At 72.8% G+C, this 19,492-nt stretch carries 19 protein-coding genes and 1 pseudogene; 12 read left to right on the top strand and 8 right to left on the bottom strand.

What is annotated here, in order from left to right:
- Positions 1 to 74: 74 nt before the first annotated feature.
- Both ACFZP7_RS07495 and ACFZP7_RS07490 read left to right on the top strand, forming a co-directional pair.
- A complete protein-coding gene (locus tag ACFZP7_RS07495) occupies positions 75 to 1,415 on the top strand; it encodes a hypothetical protein (protein ID WP_019325179.1) in 1,341 nt (446 codons plus the stop codon).
- Between the two features lie 117 nt (positions 1,416 to 1,532).
- Complete coding sequence (locus ACFZP7_RS07490) at positions 1,533 to 2,072, top strand: NUDIX domain-containing protein (RefSeq protein WP_030973306.1); 540 nt, start codon at positions 1,533 to 1,535, stop codon at positions 2,070 to 2,072.
- On the opposite strand, the gene ACFZP7_RS07485 is transcribed toward ACFZP7_RS07490, so the two are convergent.
- Together ACFZP7_RS07485 and ACFZP7_RS07480 are read right to left on the bottom strand one after the other, a co-directional pair.
- Entirely contained in the window at positions 2,069 to 2,326 is a 258-nt protein-coding gene (locus ACFZP7_RS07485; RefSeq protein WP_019325177.1) for a hypothetical protein, read from the bottom strand. The two genes, ACFZP7_RS07490 and ACFZP7_RS07485, sit on opposite strands and share 4 nt — an antisense overlap.
- 199 nt (positions 2,327 to 2,525) lie before the next feature.
- On the bottom strand, positions 2,526 to 3,398 hold the full coding sequence (locus ACFZP7_RS07480; protein ID WP_029393181.1) for a 3-hydroxybutyryl-CoA dehydrogenase: 873 nt from the start codon (positions 3,396 to 3,398) through the stop codon (positions 2,526 to 2,528).
- A 177-nt stretch (positions 3,399 to 3,575) separates the two neighbouring features.
- Between ACFZP7_RS07480 and ACFZP7_RS07475 the strand changes: the two genes are divergently transcribed.
- Positions 3,576 to 4,859 (top strand): glycoside hydrolase family 10 protein, encoded by a 1,284-nt coding sequence (locus ACFZP7_RS07475; protein ID WP_385634109.1) that lies wholly within the window; start codon positions 3,576 to 3,578, stop codon positions 4,857 to 4,859.
- 9 nt (positions 4,860 to 4,868) lie between these two features.
- Here the strand turns inward: ACFZP7_RS07475 and ACFZP7_RS07470 are convergent, their stop codons facing one another.
- A complete protein-coding gene (locus tag ACFZP7_RS07470; protein WP_385634108.1) occupies positions 4,869 to 5,063 on the bottom strand; it encodes a DUF1918 domain-containing protein in 195 nt (64 codons plus the stop codon).
- 41 nt (positions 5,064 to 5,104) lie between these two features.
- The gene (locus ACFZP7_RS07465; protein WP_216880977.1) at positions 5,105 to 6,031 is read right to left on the bottom strand and encodes a DMT family transporter; all 927 of its coding nucleotides are present in this window, start codon (positions 6,029 to 6,031) and stop codon (positions 5,105 to 5,107) included.
- Between ACFZP7_RS07465 and ACFZP7_RS07460 the strand changes: the two genes are divergently transcribed.
- From ACFZP7_RS07460 to ACFZP7_RS07450, 3 genes and pseudogenes are all read left to right on the top strand, one after another.
- Positions 6,030 to 7,475 (top strand): PLP-dependent aminotransferase family protein, encoded by a 1,446-nt coding sequence (locus tag ACFZP7_RS07460; RefSeq protein ID WP_385634107.1) that lies wholly within the window; start codon positions 6,030 to 6,032, stop codon positions 7,473 to 7,475. The genes ACFZP7_RS07465 and ACFZP7_RS07460 overlap by 2 nt on opposite strands.
- A gap of 44 nt (positions 7,476 to 7,519) precedes the next feature.
- Positions 7,520 to 7,960, top strand: a complete 441-nt coding sequence (locus ACFZP7_RS07455) for a GNAT family N-acetyltransferase (protein ID WP_019325171.1) — start codon at positions 7,520 to 7,522, stop codon at positions 7,958 to 7,960.
- A gap of 10 nt (positions 7,961 to 7,970) precedes the next feature.
- Positions 7,971 to 8,435 (top strand): annotated as a pseudogene (locus ACFZP7_RS07450) (histidine phosphatase family protein); the annotation flags it as partial.
- 15 nt (positions 8,436 to 8,450) lie between these two features.
- Here the strand turns inward: ACFZP7_RS07450 and ACFZP7_RS07445 are convergent.
- Complete coding sequence (locus ACFZP7_RS07445) at positions 8,451 to 8,897, bottom strand: DUF6314 family protein (RefSeq protein WP_031016586.1); 447 nt, start codon at positions 8,895 to 8,897, stop codon at positions 8,451 to 8,453.
- A 136-nt stretch (positions 8,898 to 9,033) separates the two neighbouring features.
- Here ACFZP7_RS07445 and ACFZP7_RS07440 point away from each other — a divergent pair, with 136 nt between their 5' ends.
- From ACFZP7_RS07440 to ACFZP7_RS07415, 6 genes are all read left to right on the top strand, one after another.
- Positions 9,034 to 11,520: an alpha-L-arabinofuranosidase C-terminal domain-containing protein gene (locus ACFZP7_RS07440; RefSeq protein WP_385634106.1), complete on the top strand. Its 2,487-nt coding sequence runs from the start codon at positions 9,034 to 9,036 to the stop codon at positions 11,518 to 11,520.
- 149 nt (positions 11,521 to 11,669) lie between these two features.
- Positions 11,670 to 12,698, top strand: coding sequence for an N-acetyl-gamma-glutamyl-phosphate reductase (gene argC / locus ACFZP7_RS07435; RefSeq protein ID WP_385634105.1), 1,029 nt, complete (start codon positions 11,670 to 11,672; stop codon positions 12,696 to 12,698).
- A complete protein-coding gene (gene argJ / locus ACFZP7_RS07430) occupies positions 12,695 to 13,846 on the top strand; it encodes a bifunctional glutamate N-acetyltransferase/amino-acid acetyltransferase ArgJ (RefSeq protein WP_385634104.1) in 1,152 nt (383 codons plus the stop codon). The genes argC and argJ overlap by 4 nt, the downstream gene beginning before the upstream one ends.
- Positions 13,843 to 14,751, top strand: a complete 909-nt coding sequence (gene argB / locus ACFZP7_RS07425) for an acetylglutamate kinase (protein ID WP_019325165.1) — start codon at positions 13,843 to 13,845, stop codon at positions 14,749 to 14,751. Before argJ ends, argB begins: the two co-directional genes overlap by 4 nt.
- Positions 14,752 to 14,783: 32 nt before the next feature.
- Positions 14,784 to 15,992, top strand: a complete 1,209-nt coding sequence (locus ACFZP7_RS07420; protein WP_109203284.1) for an acetylornithine transaminase — start codon at positions 14,784 to 14,786, stop codon at positions 15,990 to 15,992.
- Between the two features lie 7 nt (positions 15,993 to 15,999).
- Positions 16,000 to 16,539: an arginine repressor gene (locus ACFZP7_RS07415; protein ID WP_019325163.1), complete on the top strand. Its 540-nt coding sequence runs from the start codon at positions 16,000 to 16,002 to the stop codon at positions 16,537 to 16,539.
- Positions 16,540 to 16,794: 255 nt separating this feature from the next.
- On the opposite strand, the gene ACFZP7_RS07410 is transcribed toward ACFZP7_RS07415, so the two are convergent.
- From ACFZP7_RS07410 to ACFZP7_RS07400, 3 genes are read right to left on the bottom strand one after another with little or no spacing between them, the layout of a single operon-like run.
- On the bottom strand, positions 16,795 to 17,532 hold the full coding sequence (locus tag ACFZP7_RS07410) for an FAD:protein FMN transferase (RefSeq protein WP_385638371.1): 738 nt from the start codon (positions 17,530 to 17,532) through the stop codon (positions 16,795 to 16,797).
- Positions 17,533 to 17,587: 55 nt separating this feature from the next.
- Positions 17,588 to 18,046, bottom strand: coding sequence for an FMN-binding protein (locus tag ACFZP7_RS07405; RefSeq protein WP_046251109.1), 459 nt, complete (start codon positions 18,044 to 18,046; stop codon positions 17,588 to 17,590).
- Between the two features lie 27 nt (positions 18,047 to 18,073).
- Positions 18,074 to 19,456: a ferric reductase-like transmembrane domain-containing protein gene (locus ACFZP7_RS07400; protein WP_385634103.1), complete on the bottom strand. Its 1,383-nt coding sequence runs from the start codon at positions 19,454 to 19,456 to the stop codon at positions 18,074 to 18,076.
- Positions 19,457 to 19,492 lie beyond the last annotated feature (36 nt).

The following is a 19,492-nucleotide window of genomic DNA, read 5'->3' as shown; positions in this document are numbered from 1 at the left end:
GCGCGTACTCCGTTCACACCCCGTGTGAAGGCCGACGCACTACGCTGTCGGCACCCGAGTCACCGGGGGCACCCATGCAGCCCAACACCCTGCTCGACGCGATCCTCGACGAGGCCGGGATCTCGCACGCGGGACTGGCCGCGCACGTCAACCAGGCGGGCCGGGCCCGCGGGCTGGCACTGAGATACGAACACACCGCCGTCGCGCGGTGGTTGAGGGGGCAGCGCCCGCGGGGCCAGGTGCCCGACCTGATCTGCGAGGTGCTGGCGGCCCGGCTGCACCGGCCGGTCACCCTCGACGACATCGGCCTCGGTGTGCCCGGCGAACCGGCCGCTGTGCACACCGGCTCGCTGTCCGGGTTCGTGGAGCGGGCGACCGCGCTGTGGCGCTCCGACCAGCAGCAGCGCCCGCACATCCTGGGCGCCCCGGCCCTCACCGGGACGCCCGCCGTGATGCCGGTGTGGGAGTGGGAGAACCCGCCCGAGGACGTCGACGTCTCGCGCGGCGGCCGGCACCCGGTCACGCCCGCCGACCTGGAGATGCTGCGCTGCGCCCGCGCCCACTACGAGCAGATGTACCGCAAGGCCGGCGGCATGGCGACCCGCGCCCGCATCGTCGGATTCCTCAACGCCGAGGCGGCGCCGCTGCTGCGCGGCAGCTACACCGACGCCACCGGCCGCCAGCTCCACCGGGCCACCGGCGGTCTCGTCGCGGTCGCCGGCATCTGCGCGTACGACTCCGACGCGCACGGACTGGCCCAGCGCTACTTCCACCAGGCCCTGCGGCTCGCGAAGGCGAGCGGGGACCGGGGTCTGGGCGCCTACGTGATCGCGCTGCTGGTCAACCAGGCGCTGTTCATGCGGGAGCACCGGCAGGCCGTCGCCTTCGCCGAGGCCGCCCTGCGCACCGCCGGCCGGCACATCACGCCCGCGCTCGCCTCCGACCTGTACGCGATGCAGGCGAAGGCGTACGCCCACCTCGGCGACGGCACGAGCGCCCTGTCCTGCATCCGGCGGGCCGAGCAGGCCGCCGAACGCATCCGCCGGGGGTACGAGCCCGACGAGACCGGCTATGTGCAGCCCGGCCTGGTCAACGTCCAGGTGGCGGAGGCGCTGCTGAGTCTCGGTCAGCTGACGGCGGCGGCCGAGCACGCGGCGGCCGCGGTCGACAACCCGGCGCACGACCGCGGCCGGGTGCACCGGCTGGCGATGCTCAGCACCATCGAACTGCGCCAGGGCAACGCCGACAAGGCGGTGGCCACCGCGGTGCAGATGGCCGAGCAGGCCCGGGGCATGGAGTCGCAGCGCCTGCGTGACAGACTGCGCGCGGTGCGCGAGCACCTGGTGCGCAGCGGCTGCGCGGGCACGACCGAGGCCGCCGCACTCATCGACGGGGCGCTGCGCGTCCCCCTCTGACGCTCCGCTGCCGGGGCCCGCCGCGCCACCGCCGCGGCCCGCGCCGTCACCGTGCGCCTGCTGCCGGGCCGCTCCTGCTGCGATATTGCCACCTACTCCAGGAAAGGTGGCAGAACCGTGCAGTGGACGAAACAAAACGAAAAGACTGTGTACTCAAATCGCTGGTTCAGCGTCAACCTGGCCGATGTCGGGCTACCGGACGGCCGACACCTCGACCACTTCCTCATACGCATGCGGCCCGTGGCCGTGGCCACGGTCGTCAACGAGGCCGACGAGGTCCTGCTGCTGTGGCGGCACCGCTTCATCACCGACAGCTGGGGCTGGGAACTGGCGGCCGGCGTCGTCGAGGACGGCGAGGACGTCGCGGCGGCCGCGGCCAGGGAACTGGAGGAGGAGACCGGCTGGCGGCCGGGACCGCTGCGCCACCTCATGAGCGTGGAGCCGTCCAACGGGCTCACCGACGCCCGGCACCACATCTACTGGGCCGACGACGGCACCTACGTCGGACACCCCGTGGACGACTTCGAGTCGGACCGCCGGGAGTGGATTCCGCTGAAGGTCGTGCCCGACCTGGTCGCCCGAGGGGAGGTCCCGGCCGCCAACATGGCGGCCGCGTTACTCCTGCTGCACCACCTCAGGACCCAGGACCGGGGCTAGTGTCCGAGGGCCTGCCACACGGCCACGGCCAGCGCGCCCAGTGCCGTGAGGACCGCGACCGAGGGCAGTGGCCAGCGGGCGTGTTCCAGGGCGGTCAGCCGGGTGCTCAGGTCCTCCAGCTCCTTGGCGCCCTCCTCGGTGCGGTGCGCGAGCAGGGCCAGTCCGCCCTCCACGCGGGCGTGGGCCACATCGAGCCGGCGCCGTAACTCTGCGAGTTCTCCCAGATGGGCGGAACGCTCGGGATCGGCGGTCACGAAACCGCTCCTTTCCGTTGTCGTCTCACGTCCCTTGCATGTGCATGGTGAGTCAACCCGCCTGGTGGGCGCATGGGGAGAGTGTGCGATAGGCATATGCGAGCCCGGCATTCACACGCCGTGCGAACGCCGCGGGCCCGGCACCCCGAAAGGTGCCGGGCCCGCAGGACGGTCACTGTGCGTGTCGACCGCGGCCGGGTCAGCCGTAGGTGTAGAAGCCCGACCCGGTCTTGCGGCCCAGCCGGCCCGCGTCGACCATGCGCTGGAGCAGCGGGGGAGCGGCGTACAGCGGCTCCTTGTACTCCTCGTACATCGAGTAGGCGACCGAGGCGACCGTGTCCAGGCCGATCAGGTCGGACAGCTTCAGCGGGCCCATCGGGTGGGCGCAGCCCATCTCCATGCCGTTGTCGATGTCCTCGCGGCTGGCGATGCCCGACTCGAACATCCGGATCGCCGAGAGGAGGTAGGGGATCAGCAGCGCGTTGACCACGAAGCCGGAACGGTCCTGGGCGCGGATGGAGTGCTTGCCCAGCACCTTCTCGGTGAACAGCTGCGCGCGGCTGAGCGTGCCCTCGGAGGTGGTGAGCGCCGGGATCAGCTCGACCAGCTGCTGCACCGGGGCCGGGTTGAAGAAGTGGATGCCGATGACGTGGTCGGGCCGCGAGGTGGCGACGGCCAGCTTCACCAGCGGGATCGAGGAGGTGTTGGAGGCCAGGATGGCGTCCGGCCGGGTCACGACCTGGTCCAGCACCTGGAAGATCTCCGTCTTGACCTGCTCGTTCTCGACGACGGCCTCGATCACCAGATCACGGTCGGCGAACTCGCCGAGGTCGGTGGTGAAGCTCAGGCGCGCCTGCGTCGCGTCCCGCTCCTCCTCGGTGATCTTCCCGCGCTCGGCGGCCTTGTCGAGCGAGTTGTACAGCCGGGTCCGGCCGATCTCCAGGGCTTCGCCGGTGGTCTCGGCGACCATCACCTCCAGACCGGAGCGGGCGCACACCTCGGCGATGCCCGCTCCCATCTGACCGCAGCCCACCACGCCGACGCGTGCGATATCTCCAGAGATGCCGGTCACATCGTCCCTTTCGCTGACTTCACGGCTGTGGCAGCAGGCACGCGGGGTCCCCGGTGTCTGCTCCGATCGAGCACGTTACCCCCGAATGGTCACGGATCAGTCTCCCGGGTCGGGCATGCTGAGGCCCCGTACACGATCCGTGACCGCGCGGATCCACAGCGTTCAGGAGGTTCCCCCATGGGCGGTGTCTCGCGTCGCGCCTTCGCGGTGGCGGCGTTGTCGGCGTTCACGACGGCGCCCCGGGCGTCGGCGGCGCCGGGCCCCTCGGCCGCGCCCGCTCCGCCGGCCGCCCCGGCCCCCGCCGCCGGGCCCCGCGCGGGCGGTGCCGCCACCGCCGGGATGCGCGGCATGTGGCTGGCCACCGTGACGGGCCGCGACTGGCCCAGCCGCGCGGGGCTGCGCGCCGCGGAGCAGCGCGCCGAACTGATCGGACACCTCGACACGGCGGTCCGGCACGGCCTCAACACGGTGATCTTCCAGGTGCGGCCCACCGCCGACGCGCTGTGGCCCTCGCCCCACGAGCCGTGGTCGGAGTACCTGACCGGCAGCCAGGGGCGGGACCCCGGCTGGGACCCGCTGGGCACGGCCGTCGAAGAGGCGCACGCCCGCGGCCTGGAGCTGCACGCCTGGTTCAACCCGTACCGCGTCGCCACGCACGACGTCCCCAGCCGCCTGGTGCCGTCCCACCCCGCGCGCCGGCACCCCGAGTGGGTGGTGCCGTACGGCGGGAAGCTCTACTACGACCCGGGGCTGCCCGAGGTCCGGGCCTTCGTGCAGGACGCGATGATGGACGCGGTGGAGAAGTACGCGGTGGACGGCGTCCACTTCGACGACTACTTCTACCCCTATCCGGTGGCGGGCCGGAGCTTCGACGACGCCGGGACGTACGGCACGTACGGCGGCGGCTTCGCGGCCAAGGCCGCCTGGCGGCGGAACAACATCGACCTGCTGGTGCGCGAGACCGCGGAGCGGGTCAAGAAGATCCGCCCGGCCGCCCGCTTCGGCATCAGCCCCTTCGGGGTCTGGCGCAACGCGGCCACCGACGCCGAGGGCTCGGACACGAAGGCCGGCGTGCAGACCTACGACGACCTGCACGCGGACACCCGCAAGTGGGTGCGCGAGGGCTGGATCGACTACATCGTCCCGCAGCTCTACTGGAACATCGGCCTGCCCGCCGCCGACTACGCCAAGCTCCTGCCCTGGTGGGCGGAGGTGGCCGAGGGGAGCCGGACCGAGCTGTACGTCGGCGAGGCCCTGTACAAGGCCGGTGACCCGGCGCAGGGCGACGCCTGGCAGGACCCGGCGGAACTGTCCCGGCACCTCACGCTCGCCCGGGAGCACCCCGAGGTGCGCGGGCACGTCTACTTCTCGGCGAAGGACGTGGCCGAGGACCGGATCGGCGCGATGGCACGCGTGAGCGCCGACCACTACGCGCGGCCGGCCCGCGCCTCGCGCCGCTGAGCGCTCCGGCTACAGCTGGATCTCCCTGTGCCGGATCTCCGAGTCGGGGCCGGGCGAGCACACCGCCTCGTGCCCGTCCTCGAACCGGACCCGGTACGGGGGAGCGCCCTCCTTGCCCATGACTTCGAGGATCTCCGCGACCTTGTCGTGCTCACCGACGACCCGGCCGTGCTGGATCAACTGGTCGCCCTTGGTTGCGCGCATCTGTGAGGCCTCCTCACGCGTGTGCCGCACATGTCCGCCGCTCACCCCCGGGCCCGCTGGGTGACCGCGATGCACACCAGTACCGCCGCGGCCGTCAGCGGAGCGGCCACCGTCAGGTGCTCGCCCAGGAGAAGTACCGACCACACCAGTGTGAGCAGCGGCTGGGCCAGCTGCAACTGGCTCGCCTTCGGGATGCCGATCGCCGCCATGCCCCGGTACCAGACCACCAGCCCGAGGAACTGCGAGCCCACCGCCACCCACAGCAGCCCGGCCACCCCGTGCGCCGTCAGGCGCACCGGCTCGAACGACAGGGCCACGGCCGCCATCGGCACCGTCACCGGCAGGCACAGCACCAGCGCCCAGCCGATGACCTGCCAGCCCGGCATCACCCGGGCCAGCCGACCGCCCTCGGTGTAACCGGCCGCGCACACCAGCAGCGCCCCGAAGAGATAGGCGTCGGCGGAGGTCAGTGCGCCGCCGCTCTGCTGCACCGTGAACGCGATGACGGCGGCCGCGCCCGCCAGTGCCGCCGCCCAGAAGGTGCGCGACGGGCGGGTGCCGATGCGCAGGGCGGACAGCAGCGCGGTGGTCAGCGGGAGCAGCCCGACCACGACGGCGGCGTGCGCGGTGGTCGAGGTCTGCAGGGCGAGCGTGGTCAGCAGCGGGAAGCCGAGGACGACGCCCGCGCCCACCACCGCCAGCCCGAACCGGTGGCGCCGCTCGGGGACCGGCACCCGCAGGGCCAGCAGACAGCCCCCGGCGATCACCGCGGCGAGGATGGAGCGCACGGCGATCAGGGACCAGGGGCCGAAACCCTCGAGCCCCCAGGCCGTCGCGGGAAAGGTGAGGGAGAAGGCGACGACGCCCAGGGCCGCCTGGAGGGTGCCGAGGGAGCGGGCGCCGGACGCGGTGTCCGGACCGTCCACTGCTATCGCCGTAGGGCGGGTAGCGCTACTCTGTGCTCTCATGCAAGAGCGTAGCAGTGTCGCTGACCTGGCGAACCAGCTGAGGAGTGAGCTCGACCGCTACTCTCCTGGCGGAAAGCTCCCGTCCAGCCGCGCCCTCGTCGACCGCTTCCGGGTGAGCCCGGTGACCGTCTCCCGTGCCCTGGCGCAACTGGCCGCCGAGGGACTGGTGGTCACCCGGCCCGGCGCCGGCGCCTTCCGGGCCCGGCCCCGCCCCTCCGCGAGGTCCGGCGGCGACACGTCCTGGCAGGAGGTCGCGCTCAGCGCCGACGGCGCCGCCGACCTCGTGCCGCGCTCGGTGGACGCCTCCGGGGTGCTGGTCTCGCTGGCCGCTCCGCCGCCCGGCGTCATCGAGTTCAACGGCGGCTATCTGCACCCCTCGCTGCAGCCGGAACGCGCGATGGCGGCGGCCCTGTCCCGGGCCGGGCGCCGGCCCGGCGCCTGGGGCCGTCCGCCGATGGAAGGGCTGCCGGAACTGCGGGAGTGGTTCGCCCGCGGCATCGGCGGCGCCATCACGGCGGCGGAGGTGCTGATCACCTCGGGCGGCCAGTCCGCGCTGACCACCGCCCTGCGCGCGCTCGCCCCGCCCGGCACGCCCGTCCTCGTCGAGTCCCCGACGTACCCCGGGATGCTGGCCATCGCCCGGGCGGCCGGTCTGCGCCCGGTGCCGGTCCCGGTGGACGCGGACGGCGTGCGGCCCGCCCTGCTCGCCGACGCCTTCCGGGCGACCGGCGCCCGCGTCTTCGTCTGCCAGCCCCTGTTCCAGAATCCGACCGGCGCCGTGCTCGCGCCCGAGCGGCGCGGCGAGGTGCTGCGCATCGCCCGGGCGGCCGGCGCCTTCGTCGTCGAGGACGACTTCGTACGGCGCCTGGTGCACGAGGACGCGGGGCCGCTGCCCGCCCCGCTCGCCGCCGACGACCCGGACGGCGTCGTCGTGCACGTCGGCTCGCTCACCAAGGCCACCTCGCCCAGCTTCCGGGTGAGCGCCCTGGCCGCCCGCGGGCCGGTGCTGGAGCGGCTGCGGGCCATCCAGGTCGTCGACACCTTCTTCGTGCCCCGGCCCCTCCAGGAGGCGGCCCTGGAACTGGTGGGTTCGCCCGCCTGGCCGCGCCATCTGCGTGCCGTCTCGGCGGAGCTGAGGGCCCGCCGGGACGCCATGACGTCCGCCCTGCGCCTGCACCTCCCCGAGATCTCCCTGCCCCGCATCCCCTCCGGCGGCTACCACCTGTGGCCCCGGCTGCCCGAGGGCACGGACGAGACCGCCCTGACCGCGGCGGCCCTGCGCGCGGGCGTCGCGGTCACCCCGGGCCGCCCGTACTTCAGCGCCGAGCCGCCGGCTCCCCACCTGCGGCTGAGCTTCGCGGCGGTGGCGGGAACCGGGGAGATCGCGGAGGGGGTACGCCGCCTGCGCACGGCCTGCGCGGAAGCAGGGGGACGGCGCCGGTGAACCCGCCCTCGACGCGGCCGCACCGCCCCTGCGACCATCCCCGCATGACCGCCACACCGAGCCTGCCCGAGGGCTACGAGATCTCCACCGACCCGCAGCGGATCGACGCCCGACGCGTGCACCACTGGCTCTCCACCGATGCCTACTGGGCACTCGGACGCTCCCGGGAGAAGCAGGACCGGGCGATCGAGGGCTCGCTCAACTTCGGCGTGCACGACGCGCTGTCGGGGGAGCAGGTGGCGTACGCCAGGGTGATCACCGACCGGGCCACCTTCGCCTGGCTGTGCGATGTGTACGTCGACACCTCGGTGCGCGGCAAGGGCATCGGCACGGCGCTGGTCGCGGCGGTGCGCGAGCACCTGAGGGCGTACGGGCTGCGGCGGATCCTGCTGGCCACCCACGACGCGCACGGGGTCTACGAGAAGCTCGGCTTCACGGCACTGGACCGGCCGGACCAGTGGATGGCGCACACGTTCGACCGGTGAACCCGGGCACGAGGTGACGCGCGCCGCGGACGACCTGCTGCCGCTCGCCGCGGCCGAGTCGCGCTACTGCTCGCCCACGCCCCGCGGCCGGACCACCGGCGACGCCATCGGCGTCGCGCCGCCGGCCCAACTCGCGCTCAGGGAGTGCGACATGGGCCGCCGGTGCGGGCTGACCCTCGGTGAGGCCATGGCCCGCGAGCCGGCCGCCGTGGACGCCCGGCTCGCCGATCCGCGCACGGCACCGCACGGCGGGGAGTCGCTGCCGGCCTTCGTCGTCCGGGTCGGCGGCCGGCTCGACACCCGCCCCGGCGGGGACGGCGACCGCAGCGTCGCCGTGGCCGAGCCGTCCGTGATCCGGGCCGCGCCGGTCCACGTCCTGAAGGCGCCGCCGTCGACGCACTGGAACCTCGACGTCCGTCCCTTGTCGACCACGACCGTCACCGGCCGCGCGGGCCGCTGGAACCTCCGCTTCTAGGGGGCGCCGGCCTGATCACGCCCCCTCCCGGGAGTAGTCCGTGATCAACAGCAGGTCCTTCGCGGGGCCGCCCACCCGCCACACGGTCCGCCAGTGGTCCGCGTCCCGGACGGTGAACTCGCCGCGGTACAGGTCGGCCGCGCAGGGATGGTCGGCCACATGGCGTCCCGACGCCAGGTCCAGGGAGTGGAAGGGCCGGCCGTCGGCGAAGCGCACGTCGGCGGTGCCGGGCCCGGCCCCCGGTTCGTAGCGCAGCGTCCGCTCGGCGGGGCGGGTCACACCCTGCCAGGTGAAGGCCCCGGCCTCCCGGCTCAGCAGCCCGCCGCCCGTGAGGGCCTCGAACGCCGTCGCTCCCTCGAAGCGGCCCTCCGCGCCGCTCGCCAGGTCCCGCACCGTCCGCTCGGTGCGCCACCGGCCCGCGAGATACGCCAGCACGTCCGGCACCGGCCACAACTCGCCCATTTCCACCCGCTTTCCGCCTCCGGCCCCCGGGTTGCCGCGCGACCCATTGACGCGCCCCCACCCCCTCCCTATCTTGCCGTTCGAAGTGCTGACCAATGTCCGATATTTCGAACGACGTGAGAGCCGCGGAGTATCCATGTCATCCCTGTCACGCACCACCCGCTGGAGACTCGGTCTGGGCGCGACCGCCCTCCTGACGGCGTCCGCCCTGCTGCCGTCCCCGGCGCACGCGGAGGCCGCCGCCGACTACACGATCACCGTCGACCCGTCCGCCCGGGGCGCCGCGATCGGCGACACGATGTACGGCGTCTTCTACGAGGACATCAACCGGGCCGCCGACGGCGGTCTGTACGCCGAGCTGGTGCAGAACCGGTCCTTCGAGTACTCGACCGCCGACCACGCCTCGTACACGCCGCTCACCTCCTGGACCGCGGACGGCGCCGCCGAGGTGCGCGACGACGCCGGCCGGCTCAACGAGCTCAACCGCAACTACCTCTGGCTAGGCGCCGGTTCCTCCGTCACCAACGCCGGCTACAACACCGGCGTCCACGTGGAGAAGGGCAAGAAGTACGACTTCTCCGTGTGGGCCCGCGCCGAGCGCGGCACCACCCTCACCGTCACGCTCAAGGACGCGGCGGGTCCGCTCGCGAAGGTGCGCGAGGTCGCCGCCGAGGGCGCGTGGCGCAAGTACACCGCCACCTTCACCGCCACCCGCACCAGCAACCGAGGCCGCCTCGCCGTCGCCACCACCGCGCCGGCCGCCCTCGACATGGTGTCCCTCTTCCCCCGCGACACCTACAAGGGGCAGTCCAACGGCCTGCGCAAGGACCTCGCCGAGAAGATCGAGGCCCTCAGCCCCGGCTTCCTGCGCTTCCCCGGCGGCTGCCTGGTCAACACCGGCTCCATGGAGGACTACAGCGAGGCGAGCGGCTGGCAGCGCGAGCGCAGCTACCAGTGGAAGGACACCATCGGCCCCGTCGAGGAGCGCGCCACCAACGCCAACTTCTGGGGCTACAACCAGAGCTACGGCCTCGGCTACTACGAGTACTTCCGCTTCGCCGAGGACATCGGCGCCATGCCGCTGCCCGTCGTCCCCGCCCTGGTCACCGGCTGCGGCCAGAACAAGGTCACCGACGACGACGCGCTGCTGAAGCGGCACATCCAGGACACCCTGGACCTCATCGAGTTCGCCAACGGCCCGCGCACCAGCGAGTGGGGCGCCAAGCGCGCCGAGATGGGCCACCCCAAGCCCTTCGGCCTCACCCACATCGGCGTCGGCAACGAGGAGAACCTGCCCCGGGAGTTCATGGCCCGCTTCAAGGAGTTCCGCGCCGCCATCGAGGCCGAGTACCCGGACATCACCGTCGTCTCCAACTCCGGCCCGGACGACTCCGGAGCCACCTTCGACACCGCCTGGCAGCTCAACCGCGAGGCCGGCGTCGACATGGTCGACGAGCACTACTACAACAGCCCGCAGTGGTTCCTGCAGAACAACGACCGCTACGACTCCTACGACAGGAACGGCCCGAAGGTCTTCCTGGGCGAGTACGCCTCCCAGGGCAACGCCTGGAAGAACGCCCTCTCCGAGGCGGCCTTCATGACCGGCCTGGAGCGCAACGCCGACGTCGTCCAGCTGGCCTCCTACGCCCCGCTGCTCGCCAACGAGGACTACGTGCAGTGGAGCCCGGACATGATCTGGTTCAACAACCACGCGTCCTGGGGCTCGGCCAACTACGAGGTCCAGAAGCTCTTCATGAACAACACCGGCGACCGGGTCGTCCCGTCCACGGCGACCGGCACCCCGGCCGTCAGCGGCCCCATCACCGGCGCGGTCGGCCTGTCGACGTGGGCGACCAGCGCGGCCTACGACGACGTGCGGGTGACGTCGGCGGACGGTGAGATCCTGCTGTCCGACGACTTCTCCGGCGACGCCTCGCGGTGGACCCACACCGGCACCGGGGCCTGGAGCGTCCAGGACGGCGCGTACGTCCAGACCGACACCGCCGCCGAGAACACCATGGTCACGGCGGGCGACCCGTCCTGGAAGGACTACGACCTGCATGTCGAGGCCACCAAGAAGTCCGGCAAGGAGGGCTTCCTGGTCGCCTTCGGCGTCAAGGACACCGGCAACTACTACTGGTGGAACCTGGGCGGCTGGAACAACACCCAGTCCGCGGTCGAACAGGCTTCGGAGGGCGGCAAGTCGACGCTCCTGACGAAGGCGGGCTCGATCGAGACGGGCCGCGCCTACGACATCGACATCAAGGTGCGGGGCCGCCAAGTCACCCTCTACCTCGACGGCGAGGAGTGGGGAAGCTTCACCGACGACAAGCCGGCCGAGCCGTTCCGTCAGATCGTCACCGAGGACGAGCGCACCGGCGAGCTGATCGTCAAGGTCGTCAACGCCCAGGACACGCCGGCCCGCACCGCCGTCGACCTCGGCGGCGCGAAGGTGGCCTCCAAGGCCCGCGTCACCACGCTCGCCGCCGACCAGGACGCGGTCAACACGGAGACGGACACCCCGGTCACCCCGGTGCGGTCCACCTTCTCGGGAGTGGCCGGCGAGTTCACGTACACCTTCCCGGCGAACTCGGTGACCTTCCTGCGGATCAGGCAGCGGTAGCCGACCGGGCGGGCCGGGGGTGGCCGCACCCGTAGGCGCGGTCGCCCCGGGCCCGAACCCCGGCGTACTCCGGCGGGTCGTCCCCCTCACCCGGATTGCATAAACGTGCAGCGAAACGTATAGTCATGCCATCGAGGATGGAGGATGTCATGGCGGTACGTGCGGCGGTGGCCGGAGCGAGTGGGTACGCGGGCGGTGAGCTGCTGCGTCTGCTGCTCGCGCACCCCGGCGTCGAGATCGGTGCCCTGACCGGCAACTCCAACGCGGGACAGAAGCTCGGCGCGCTGCAGCCGCACCTGCTGCCGCTGGCCGACCGGGTGCTGGAGCCGACCACGCCCGAGGTGCTCGACGGGCACGACGTCGTGTTCCTCGCGCTGCCGCACGGGCAGTCCGCCGCCGTCGCCGAGCGGCTCGGCCCGGACGTGCTGGTCGTGGACATGGGCGCCGACTTCCGGCTGAAGGACGCCGGTGACTGGGAGCGGTTCTACGGCTCCCCGCACGCCGGCACCTGGCCCTACGGACTCCCCGAACTGCCGGGTGCCCGCGCCGCGCTGGAGGGGTCCAAGCGCGTCGCGGTGCCCGGTTGCTACCCGACCGCCGTCTCCCTGGCGCTCTTCCCGGCGTACGCCGCCGCGCTCGCCGAGCCCGAGGCCGTGATCGTCGCCGCCTCCGGCACCTCCGGCGCGGGCAAGGCGGCCAAGCCGCACCTGCTGGGCAGCGAGGTCATGGGCTCCATGTCGCCGTACGGCGTCGGGGGCCTGCACCGGCACACCCCCGAGATGATGCAGAACCTCGGCGCGGTGGCGGGGGAGCCGGTCAGCGTCTCCTTCACGCCGACCCTCGCGCCGATGCCCCGCGGCATCCTCGCCACCTGCACTGCCAAGGCGAAGCCCGGCGTCACCGCCGAGGCCGTCCGCGCCGCCTACGAGAAGGCCTTCGCCGACGAGCCCTTCGTGCACCTGCTGCCCGAGGGACAGTGGCCCGCGACCGCGTCCGTCTACGGTTCCAATGCCGTTCAGGTGCAGGTCGCGTACGACGCCGCCGCCGGTCGCATCATCGCGATCAGCGCCATCGACAACCTGGCCAAGGGCACCGCGGGCGGTGCCGTCCAGAGCATGAACCTCGCCCTCGGTCTCGACGAGACCACCGGACTGACGACGATCGGAGTCGCGCCGTGAGTGTGACGGCAGCAAAGGGATTCACGGCGGCGGGCATCGCCGCCGGGATCAAGGACAGCGGGAACCCCGACCTGGCCCTCGTGGTCAACAACGGCCCCCGACGCGCCGCCGCCGGTGTCTTCACCTCCAACCGCGTCAAGGCCGCGCCGGTCCTCTGGTCCGAGCAGGTGCTCAAGAGCGGGCAGCTGTCCGCGGTCGTCCTCAACTCCGGTGGCGCCAACGCCTGCACCGGACCCAAGGGCTTCCAGGACACCCACGCGACCGCCGAGAAGGCCGCCGAGGTGCTGGGGACGGGCGCGGGCGAGGTCGCGGTCTGCTCGACGGGGCTGATCGGCGTCCTGCTGCCGATGGACAAGCTGCTGCCGGGGATCGAGACCGCCGCCGCCCAGCTCTCCGAGCACGGCGGCGAGAAGGCCGCCATCGCCATCAAGACCACCGACACCGTGCACAAGACGTCCGTCGTCACGAAGGACGGCTGGACCGTCGGCGGCATGGCCAAGGGCGCCGGCATGCTCGCGCCGGGCCTCGCCACCATGCTCGTCGTCCTGACCACCGACGCCGACCTCGAGGCCGAGGTGCTCGACCGCGCCCTGCGGGACGCCACCCGGGTCACCTTCGACCGCGTCGACTCCGACGGCTGCATGTCCACCAACGACACCGTGCTGCTGCTCGCCTCCGGCGCCGCCGACGTCACCCCGGAGTACGCCGACTTCGCCGAGGCCGTCCGCACCGTCTGCGACGACCTCGGACAGCAGCTCATCCGGGACGCCGAGGGCGCCAGCAAGGACATCAAGGTCGAGGTCGTGAACGCCGCGACCGAGGACGACGCCGTCCAGGTGGGCCGCACCATCGCCCGCAACAACCTGCTCAAGTGCGCCATCCACGGCGAGGACCCCAACTGGGGCCGCGTCCTGTCCGCGATCGGCACCACCGACGCCGCCTTCGAGCCCGACCGCCTCAACGTCGCCATCAACGGCGTCTGGGTCTGCAAGAACGGCGGCGTCGGCGAGGACCGCGAGCTGGTCGACATGCGCTACCGCGAGGTCCACATCGTCGCCGACCTCGCCGCCGGCGACGCCACGGCCACGATCTGGACCAACGACCTCACCGCCGACTACGTCCACGAGAACAGCGCGTACTCGTCATGAGCAACGGACCCACGCGGAAGCACACCGCGCTCCCCAAGGCCCAGATCCTCATCGAGGCGCTGCCCTGGCTGACCCGGCACCACGGCAAGACCGTCGTCATCAAGTTCGGCGGCAACGCCATGATCGACGAGGACCTGAAGGCCGCCTTCGCCCAGGACGTGGTCTTCCTGCGCCACGCCGGCCTCAAGCCCGTCGTCGTGCACGGCGGCGGCCCGCAGATCAGCGCCGCCCTGGACAAGGCCGGCATCGTCAGCGAGTTCAAGGCCGGCCTTCGGGTCACCACCGAGGACGCCATGGACGTCGTACGGATGGTGCTGGCCGGGCAGGTGCAGCGCGAGCTGGTCGGGCTGCTCAACCAGCACGGACCGCTCGCCGTCGGCCTCACCGGCGAGGACGCGCACACCATCACCGCCACCAAGCACCGGCCCGAGATCGACGGGGAGTCCGTCGACATCGGCCGGGTCGGCGAGATCACCGAGATCGACACCGGCGCCATCGAGGCGCTGCTGGCCGACGGCCGCATCCCGGTCGTCTCCTCGATCGCCCGTTCCCAGGACGACGGACATGTCTACAACGTCAATGCTGATACGGCGGCTGCGGCACTCGCTGCGGCGCTCGGCGCCGAGACTCTCATGGTCCTCACCGACGTCGAGGGCCTGTACGAGGACTGGCCGAACTCCGACGAGGTGATCAGCCGCCTCACCGCCACCCAGCTGGAGAAGCTGCTGCCCGAGCTGTCCAGCGGCATGGTGCCGAAGATGGAGGGCTGCCTGCACGCCGTACGCAACGGCGTCACCACGGCCCGCGTCATCGACGGCCGGGTCCAGCACTCGATCCTGCTGGAGATCTTCACCGACGAGGGCATCGGCACGATGGTCGTGCCGGACGGACAGGGGGAGTCGTGAGCAACGCCGGGGGACCGGACACAGGGGGAGCCGTGAGCAACGAGGAACTGACCGGGCGCTGGCAGGGCGCGCTCATGAACAACTACGGCACGCCGCGGCTGCCGCTGGTGCGGGGCGAGGGCTCCCGGCTGTGGGACGCCGACGGCAAGGAGTACCTGGACTTCGTCGGCGGCATCGCGGTCAACGCGCTCGGCCACGCCCACCCGGCCGTGGTCGAGGCGGTGAGCCGGCAGATCGCCTCCCTCGGTCACGTCTCCAACCTCTTCATCGCCGAGCCGCCCGTCGCGCTCGCCGAACGGCTGCTCCAGCGCTTCGGCCGCGACGGCAAGGTCTTCTTCTGCAACTCCGGCGCCGAGGCCAACGAGGGCGCCTTCAAGATCGGCCGGCTGACCGGGCGGCCGCACATGGTCGCCACCGACGGCGGCTTCCACGGCCGGACCATGGGCGCCCTCGCCCTCACCGGCCAGCCCGGCAAGCAGGCGCCCTTCCTGCCGCTGCCCGGTGACGTCACGCACGTCCCGTACGGCGACCCGCAGGCCCTCGCCGCCGCGGTCACCGAGGAGACGGCCCTGGTGATCATCGAGCCGATCCAGGGCGAGAACGGCGTCGTCGTCCCGCCTCCCGGCTATCTGAAGGCGGCCCGCGCCATCACCGCCGCCACCGGCGCGCTGCTGGTCCTGGACGAGGTGCAGACCGGCGTCGGCCGGACCGGGCACTGGTTCGAGTACCAGGCCCACGAGGGCGTCCTGCCGGACGTCGTCACCCTCGCCAAGGGCCTCGGCGGCGGGCTGCCGCTCGGCGCCACGGTCGCCTTCGGCCGTGCCGCCGAACTCCTCCAGCCGGGGCAGCACGGCACGACCTTCGGCGGCAACCCCGTCGCCTGCGCCGCCGGCCTCGCCGTCCTCGACACCCTCGCGGACGAGGGCCTGCTGGACAACGTCAAGCGGCAGGGCGAGAAGATCCGCGGCGGCGTCGAGGCGCTGGGCCACCCGCTCGTCGCCCACGTCCGGGGCGCCGGACTCCTCCTGGGTATCGTGCTCACCGAGCCGCTCGCACCCCAGGTGCAGCAGGCGGCTCAGGACGCCGGAATCCTGGTGAACGCGCCCGCACCCGATGTCGTACGGCTGATGCCGCCGCTGAACCTCGGCGACGACGTGGTGGACGCGTTCCTCGGGGCGCTGCCCGGCATCCTTGACCAGGCCGCCGACGCGGCCCACGGGGACGGACGATCCGGAGAATGAGACGACGATGAGCCAGGCGCAGGAGCACGAGCAGACCGGTGGGCCTGCCGTACCGCAGACCCGCACCGCACGCCACCGCCGGATCGTGGACATCCTCAACCGGCAGGCGGTGCGCTCGCAGAGCCAGCTCGCGAAGCTGCTCGCCGACGACGGACTGTCCGTCACGCAGGCGACGCTCTCCCGCGACCTGGACGAGCTGAACGCGGTCAAGATCCGCAACAACGACGGCGACCTCATCTACGCGGTGCCCAGCGAGGGCGGTTTCCGCACCCCGCGGGCGCCGCTCGGGGAGTCGGCGAAGGAGGAGCGGATGCGGCGGCTCTCCGCGGAACTGCTCATCTCCGCGGAGGCCTCGGCCAACCTCGTGGTCCTGCGCACCCCGCCGGGCGCGGCGCAGTTCCTCGCCTCGGCGATCGACCAGGCGGAGCTGCACGACATCCTGGGGACGATCGCGGGTGACGACACTCTGCTGCTGATCAGCAGGGAGCCGACGGGCGGGCAGGCGCTGGCGGACCATCTGCTGCGGCTGGCTCAGAACGGGCACTGAGCGCCGCGCGGCTCGTGCCGGTAGGGGCGCTCGGGTGCTCGGGGGTGCTTGAGGCCGTGTGGCGTGCGGGTCGGGGGTGATCGAGGCCGTGGCGGCGTGCGGGTCGGGGGTGGCCGGTCGCGCGGTTCCCCGCGCCCCTGTCGCGCCCCGAGCGGCGGGCGGTCGTGCCTCCCCCCCCGTGCCTGAACGGCCAGGGAGGCACGGGGCGCGGCGGCACCCCGCCGGCGCGGGTGAGGTGAGCGATACGCAGGTGCCTCAGCCCAGACGGGCGGCCAGCCCTCCGGTCCACCGCACCTCGTCCCCCGCCGTCACCAACAGCGCCTCCACCCCGTCCAGCGACTCCAGCCACCGCAACCCCTCCCGCGCCCCCATCGCGAACGCCGCCGTCGCCCAGCAGTCCGCCCACGTCAGGCGAGGCGCCACCACCGTCACCGACAGCAGGTCGGTCACCGCGGAGCGCCCCGTGCGGGGATCGACGATGTGCGCGCCCCGCTCCGTCGAGCCGGACGTCGCCACCGCCAACTCGTCGGTCCCGGCCGCCGACACGACGGCGGCCAGCCCGCCCGGCCGCAGCGGATCGGACACACCCACCCGCCACGGCCGCCCCGCTCCCGGCGCCCCCAGCATCTGCACGTCCCCGCCGCCGTTGACGCTCACCCCGCTCGCCCCGGCCGCCGCGATGTGCCGGGCGGCGCGCTCGACGGCCCAGCCCTTGACGATCCCCGTCGGGTCCAGCCGGCCCCGGAACGAGGTGCTGAACCACCCGTCGCTCGCCCGCTCCGCCTGGGCGCCCAGCTCCAGCACGTCGGCGACCTCGGGCGCGCACCGCGCGAGAGTCGTCTCGCCGCGCGCCAGCCGGGAGACCTCGCTGTCCTCCCGGTAGGTGCTGAACACCTCGTCGACCCGGCGCAGTTCCGCCGCGGCCTCCTCCAGCGCGGCCCGTACGGCCGCCGGTTCCCCGCCGCGGACGTCGAAGGAGAAGACGGTCCCCATCGTCTCCTCCACCCGGCGCACCGCGGCGGGAGTCTGTGCGGACCCGGCCACCGGGTCAGCCACCGGCCTTGTCCAGCGCGGACTGCAGGGACTGCTTGTACCCGGCGCTGGTGTAGGTGGCGCCGGAGACGGCGTCGATGTCGGCGCCGCCGGCGGTCACGGCGGCCTGGTTCAGCTTCGGCACGGCGTCCGCGGTGACCTGGGTGCTCCGTCCGCCCTCAGGCGCCTGGACGGCCTCCGCGCCCGTGATCCTCCCGCCGCTCACGGTGAGCCGGACCTGCACGGGCCCGTACTGGGTGTCGACGGCGTCACCGGTGAAGGTACCGGCGCCCGCGCCGGCACCCTCACCCCGCCCGCCCTGGGGCGACTGCGCGGCCACCGGCGGGGCCGCGCCGCCGGCCGCGGAGGCGGCGCCCGGGTCGGACGCCGGTTTCAACGACAGCAGCAGCACGATCCCGGACACGGTCGCGGCGCCGGCGAGCACGGCACGCCGAACGGGGTGGCTCTTCCTCATCTGACCTGGACTCCCGATGTCCGTCGCTCACATCTCGAACGACTCGTGGTGGATACGGCGGGCGGGGACTCCCGCGCCGCGCAGTGCCTCGTAGACCGACTGGGCGAAACCGGGCGGCCCGCACAGGAAGACGTCGTGGCGGTCGATGTCCGGGATCTTGCGGCTCAGCGTCTGGGCGGAGATGTCCGGACGCTCCCCGTCCGGGCTGTTGACCGCGTACATCAGCCGGGCCCCGCGCTCGTCGGCGATCCTCGCCAGCTCGCCCCACAGGGCCAGGTCCTGGGTGCTGTTGGCCCGGTAGAGCAGGGTGATGTCCCCGGAGGCGCCGGGCAGCGTCTCGAACAGCGCCCGCATCGGTGTGATGCCGACCCCGCCCGCCACCAGCAGCACCTTGCCGCGGCTGCGGCGCCGGGCGGTCAGGGCACCGTACGGGCCCTCCGCCCACACCCGGGTGCCGGGCTCCAGCTCGCGCAGCCGCGCGCTGTGGTCGCCGATCGCCTTGACGGTGATCCGCAGCATGTCCGGGCGGGGTGCCGCCGACAGCGAGTACGGGTGCGAGCTGAAGCGCATGCCGGGGGCCCGGAACCGCCAGCGGAAGAACTGCCCGGCCTCCGCGCCCATCCGGTGCAGCCGGCGTCCGCCGATCAGCACCGACACGATCCCGGGCGCCTCCTCGATCACCGCCTCCACCCGCATGCGGTGCCGCAGATTGAGGCGGAGCGGGGTCAGGACGCGGTACCAGAGCACGAGCGCGGTCACCGTGCCGTACAGGGCGTACCAGACGGTCCCGGCGACCGGTTCGACGGCGAAGTCGTTGCCGCTGGTGAGCTGGTGCCAGAAGGTCAGGAAGACCGCCACGTAGGTGAGCAGGTGGACGTGGTACCAGGCGTCGTACGGGATGCGGCGGCGGACCGGGCCGGCCGACAGCAGCCCGATCAGGAGCAGGAGCCCGGTGCCCAGGGCGGCCTTGCCCAGGTCGGGCAGTTGGTTCACCGAGTCGACCGTCTGCCCCACGATGTCGCCCAGGCCCTTGCCGGCCTGGGCGGCGTAACCCCACATGATCAGGAAGATGTGGGCGAGGACCAGGCAGAGGACGTAGCGGCCGGACATGGCGTGCCAGCGGGCGACCCGGTCGGAGCCCACCCGCCGCTCCAGCGCGGGCACCCGGGCCATCTGGAGCACCACCAGCGCCATCAGGTACCCGGCGAGCAGGCCGGTGATCCGGCCCGCGTTGAGGATCATGCCGGTCCGGTCGGAGATGGCGGGCGTGTTGCGCCACCACAGCCACAACACGCCCGCCGCGCCCGCCCACACGGCGAGCAGCAGGGGGACGGCGGGGGAGCGGCGTGGACGGATGCGCCGCATCGTCTGACGACGGGCGGCACGGCCGCCGGCGAGCGTGGTGGTCACGGTTCCTCCGTGGGACTCGGCCCTTGGCCCACAGAT

This window comes from Streptomyces sp. SudanB5_2050 (assembly GCF_964272335.1).
Classification (GTDB): domain Bacteria; phylum Actinomycetota; class Actinomycetes; order Streptomycetales; family Streptomycetaceae; genus Streptomyces; species Streptomyces rochei.
Note: the sequence above shows the minus strand (reverse complement) of the source record. Positions and strands in the feature narration are given on the sequence as shown.

Coding starts and splice junctions, on each gene's coding strand:
- ACFZP7_RS07495 (WP_019325179.1), top strand. CDS start 75: ATGCAGCCCAACACCCTGCTCGACGCGATCCTCGACGAGGCCGGGATC.
- ACFZP7_RS07475 (WP_385634109.1), top strand. CDS start 3,576: ATGGGCGGTGTCTCGCGTCGCGCCTTCGCGGTGGCGGCGTTGTCGGCG.
- ACFZP7_RS07470 (WP_385634108.1), bottom strand. CDS start 5,063: ATGCGCGCAACCAAGGGCGACCAGTTGATCCAGCACGGCCGGGTCGTC.
- ACFZP7_RS07460 (WP_385634107.1), top strand. CDS start 6,030: ATGCAAGAGCGTAGCAGTGTCGCTGACCTGGCGAACCAGCTGAGGAGT.
- ACFZP7_RS07465 (WP_216880977.1), bottom strand. CDS start 6,031: ATGAGAGCACAGAGTAGCGCTACCCGCCCTACGGCGATAGCAGTGGAC.
- ACFZP7_RS07455 (WP_019325171.1), top strand. CDS start 7,520: ATGACCGCCACACCGAGCCTGCCCGAGGGCTACGAGATCTCCACCGAC.
- ACFZP7_RS07445 (WP_031016586.1), bottom strand. CDS start 8,897: ATGGGCGAGTTGTGGCCGGTGCCGGACGTGCTGGCGTATCTCGCGGGC.
- ACFZP7_RS07440 (WP_385634106.1), top strand. CDS start 9,034: ATGTCATCCCTGTCACGCACCACCCGCTGGAGACTCGGTCTGGGCGCG.
- argC (WP_385634105.1), top strand. CDS start 11,670: ATGGCGGTACGTGCGGCGGTGGCCGGAGCGAGTGGGTACGCGGGCGGT.
- argB (WP_019325165.1), top strand. CDS start 13,843: ATGAGCAACGGACCCACGCGGAAGCACACCGCGCTCCCCAAGGCCCAG.
- ACFZP7_RS07415 (WP_019325163.1), top strand. CDS start 16,000: ATGAGCCAGGCGCAGGAGCACGAGCAGACCGGTGGGCCTGCCGTACCG.
- ACFZP7_RS07410 (WP_385638371.1), bottom strand. CDS start 17,532: ATGGGGACCGTCTTCTCCTTCGACGTCCGCGGCGGGGAACCGGCGGCC.
- ACFZP7_RS07405 (WP_046251109.1), bottom strand. CDS start 18,046: ATGAGGAAGAGCCACCCCGTTCGGCGTGCCGTGCTCGCCGGCGCCGCG.